Source organism: Candidatus Cloacimonadota bacterium (assembly GCA_034661015.1).
GTDB lineage: Bacteria > Cloacimonadota > Cloacimonadia > JGIOTU-2 > JGIOTU-2 > JAYEKN01.
On record JAYEKN010000088.1, the window covers coordinates 1 to 4,649 of the forward strand.

Annotated in this window: 2 protein-coding genes; both read left to right on the forward strand. The window is 33.7% G+C overall.

Annotated elements, in window-relative coordinates; genetic code table 11:
* The coding region (locus tag U9P79_02930) for an EH signature domain-containing protein (GenBank protein ID MEA2103582.1) at positions 1-1,062 on the forward strand (1,062 nt) is incomplete at its 5' end.
* Positions 1,063-1,068: 6 nt separating this feature from the next.
* A complete protein-coding gene (locus U9P79_02935) occupies positions 1,069-4,269 on the forward strand; it encodes an SNF2-related protein (GenBank protein ID MEA2103583.1) in 3,201 nt (1,066 codons plus the stop codon).
* Positions 4,270-4,649 lie beyond the last annotated feature (380 nt).

The following is a 4,649-nucleotide window of genomic DNA, read 5'->3' on the forward strand; positions in this document are numbered from 1 at the left end:
AAAATCAGCATGCTTCTACCACTTTTTTATGCCCTAATGAAAAACTGGATAAGCGCAGATACAGAACCGCTAAAAAAACTTATTTCTGAAAAACTTCAAAATATTAACACGCAAAATCGAAATTTTACGGCAATCAAATCAAAGGCTGTTTATTATTTACCTTCTGATGGAATTATTGCCTTATGTGACGAAATAATCAAAAGAAATGAGCGATTGGATAATGTTTCAGACTTTCTTGAAATACCTCAATCAATGGCACACTATGAATATTTTGGTGAAGCAGCGGAAACTTATACAAAGCTTATTACCAGAACTCCTGATTTTATAAACAAAATTGATGAAATTTTATCTTTTTTAAAAGAACATGATTCAAAAGATACTCATAAAAAATGTGTTGAAAAAATTGTTTTAAAACTGGACAAAATTAGTGCTTCTGAATCAATACGTATGGAAATGCTTAATTTCTGTTTTCAATATATTGGTGATCCTTCTTCAGATCATAACTGGTCTCCATGGGTAAATTCAAATGAAAATGACAGGCAAAATTTAGAGGGTGCGAGAAAGGTTTTAAATAATTGGCTTGCCAAAAAATTTATTTATCTCTTTTTTGATAAGCTATCGATGGATTCAAGTAGACGTATTTTCTGGAATCGTTACATAGATCATGTAACTAACTTTAAAATTTATATGGATAATGTAGCGGTTTTGTCTTTTAAACGAAACAACCAGGAGATAGAGCCGGCTATTTTAAAACATAAACTCGGGATACTTGAATATGGTGGGGGAACCAGTTCCTTTGTTTTAGTAATTAAAAATTATCATTTTGTAGAATTCAGTCAAACAGGCGGTGCATGTTATATTTACAAATCTGAGAATAAAAATAAACTAAATTTGAATTGGGACAGAGTTAGTTTGAGTCAACTAAAAAATTCAAATAACAGGCAAATGGCAGTAAGATTAAAAGACGGATATTGTTATCATAGAGATGAAGGCAGAGTGTTTCATCAAGGCAATTGGCAGCAAAAATTTAAATTTTGGATAAAAGAACATTTGGGAATTTGAGTTTAAATGTACGAAATTAATGAACAATATTTTGTTTTTTCAGACAGTTCATTAACTTCAGAAAGTTCTGTCGGGTTATTATTCCAGGAATTGCTGGAAAATGGATTGGCGCACAAAGAGGATAACGAAATATTTATCCCTCACGAAGAGATATGCCGCATGTCTTCCATTGATCAAAAAATATTAAATCTGCCGGATTTTTATCCGTTTGATATCAGGATTGATTCTGCGGGGATGCTGCAAAATTCAGACTTTAAACTTGTATTGAAGTATTATGAATATAATCATGGCAGCCAATTATTTGGAAACCGTACAGGATGCATACTGACTCTGCAAAATCGCGCTGAATATCTTCTGCCATTGAAGCAATATCAACTTTGCGGGGCAGTAGATGAATTTAATAATCTTGATGAAAGAGATTTCCCCACAAACTTGACAAAATTTGCCGGAATAAAACAATTATCCGAAGACTCTGCCGCCATACTCGATTCCTACCTGAAAAACGAACAGATTTTTCTTCCTGAAAAAATATCCTTAAAACTGAAGAAAAATGATGCTGGTGATCTGGAAATATTACCTGAAGTCGAAGAACAGGAAAATTCCAATATTCAAACGCAATTTGAACAAAAGTTTGATGATGCCTCAAAAGTCAGACAAAGTTATACAATAAAAGATGAAAATAATAAACGCATACGCATTCCGTTTAATAAAGATCAGCAGAATGAACTAAAGAAAATAAAAGAAAATCGAATTGTAAGCGGCAAAAAAAAAGAAAAAATCCTTGAATCTCCGCATGAGCTGTTTGACCCTGAAATTATTAACCTTGATAATTTCAGTGATCGTGTAATTAAAATTGGTTTGTACAAGCCGAAATATTTTCCTTTTATATCTCCTTATAAATCGGAATGGATTCCAGGGATTATTATTGATTCAGGACAGGAAAAAAGAAAAATCCTTATACCTGATAATGATGAATTGGAAAATCTGGAGAAAGCTTGCAATAAAGCTGAATCAGATGAAGGTGAAACAATTGATTTCAGAGGAGAGCAAATTCCGGTTGAAGAAGCTAAAAAGCTTATCAATTTAGCACGAAAGCAGTTAAAAAATCTCAAAATACCTGTAAAACAAATAACTGAACCTGATAACGGAAAAATTGTAAAGCAACCGCCTGTTAAAAAGAAAGTTTTGATTATTGAAGATAATCTTTATGAAGATAAATATCAAAAATATGAAAAATTGCCGGTTCCATGCCCTGACACATTTATTCATAAATTTAAAAATCCGCCCAGCTTGAAAGACGAAATAAAATTTTATGACCACCAAAAAGAAGGTATTGCCTGGATGGAGTCTTTATTTGATGATAGTTATCCCGGCGGATTACTGGCAGATGATATGGGATTGGGGAAAACCATTCAAATCTTATCATTTATTGATTGGCATAACTCAACTCAAAACAAAGAGCAAAAACCTTATTTAATTGTTGCGCCAATAACTTTATTGGAAAACTGGCATGCAGAAATAAGAAAATTTTTCAATATTGGTATTGATATTAATATTCTTCACAGTTCTGACAGAGACCAGATCAATCTCTCTAATCTGAAAAGGCATTCAATATTTTTAACCAATTACGAAACTATCAGGAAATCAAAGAATCAGCTTGTTTTCGGACAGGTGAATTGGGCTGTTATTTGTATTGATGAGGCTCAAAAAATTAAAACTCCAGGAACACTGGTAACAAATGCCATTAAAGCTTTAAAGGCTGATTTTAAAATAGCTGCTACCGGAACCCCCGTGGAAAATTCAATGGTCGATTTATGGTGCATCGTAGATTTTGTCGTTCCAGGACTATTAGGAAGCGCAAAAGACTTTTCCAGACAATATCAGAAGCCGGTTAAAAGAAATATTTCCGATGATAAGCTAAATGAACTTGGTGAGAAACTACGTTCACAAATCGGTCTCTATTTTAAAAGAAGGTTAAAGAAAGAAATACTTTTAGGTCTACCTGAAAAAACTGAAAAGAAAAAAACAAACATTATGCCTGACTATCAGAAAGCAACCTATTTCAGTATAATTGAGGAAGAACAGGCAGATAATACAAGAGGAATCCTTTCAACTATTTTAGATTTAAAAAAGGTTTCTGATCATCCTTATCTTATAGGCTATAATTATGAAAATATTTCTTCAGAAAAACTTATAGAAACTTCCGCAAAATTAACCACTACAATTGAAATCCTTGAAGAGATAAAAAGGAAAAAGGAAAAGGTAATTGTCTTTGCCGAGTTCAAAAAAACTCAACGAATCTTAAAAAAAGTGATTCAAGAACATTTCGATTTGAAAAGTGTTTCCATTATCAATGGTGAAATGGCTGCCCGGAAAGGGAAACGATCACAAAAAGAAACACGCCAGGGAGCAATTGACAGGTTTCAAAGGGAAGCCGGTTTTAATATTATCATTATGTCTCCTGTCGCTGCTGGGCTCGGTTTAAATGTTACCGGAGCTAATCATGTAATTCATTATTCAAGGCATTGGAATCCATCAAAAGAATCTCAGGCAACCGATAGAGCATACCGAATAGGTCAGGAAAAAGAAGTGGTTATCTATTATCCAATGGCTGTTTTGGATGAATGCAAGACTTTCGATGTTGTAATTGACGACCTTTTAAAACAAAAAAGAAATCTTGCTGATGCGGCTATGTTTCCATCGGCAATTTGTGAGATAAAAGCAGAAGATTTTGCTGACAATTTATATCTTGCAAATAAACAAACTTATACTGAAGAATCTTTATCATTGAAAGATTTAGACCAGTTAGATCCAATGTTTTTTGAAGCAGCGATAGGAACAATTTTTGAAAAAAAGGGCTGCGAAATAATTTTGACACCAAAATCTAACGACAAAGGGGCTGATGTCATAGCTCGTTCAAATAGTAGGAATTATCTTATTCAAGTAAAACAATCAAAGTATCCAATTAATGACAACGCAATCGGTGAAGTATTGAAAGCAAAAGGATACTATGAAAGTTTGTATAATGAAGAATTCTATCCTACCGTGGCGACTAATAGCACATTAAATGAAAATGCCAGTATGCTTGCGAATGATAATGACGTTGCTATTTATGATCAATCAAGCATAAAAAAGTTTCTTGAGAATAAAAAAATATTTCTATCTGAAATTTCATCAATTGAAAAAAAGCGTAAAGATAAAATCTGAAATAAATTATAACAATCGCATACTCGTGCCAAGATAAATCCGAGACCTTGGAATTGGGAGAAATCCCATGAAATTGGTTATTGTTATCCAGTGGGTAAGAGTCGTAATGACTCAAATCCCATCTAACTAAAGTTTAGCCAACAGGTTAGTAGTGAAGTCTGCGGCCAAAGCCAGAACGGGAGACCGGAACGGAAGTCCGATGCCAGATGTGGGGGCAATGGGGACGTCTATGATTTTATGCTTTACATAGGGTTTCATCTCTGATATTTGTTGATCATGCCACGAAAAGCGAGAATAGATGCACCAGGTGTACTGCATCATGTGATTGTCAGGGGGAGATATGCGGGACGTCCATAAATAAGTAAATAACTTGTTAGAAC

Excerpts from the sequence above, each read along its gene's own strand:
- U9P79_02935 (MEA2103583.1), top strand. The coding sequence starts at position 1,069 with ATGTACGAAATTAATGAACAATATTTTGTTTTTTCAGACAGTTCATTA.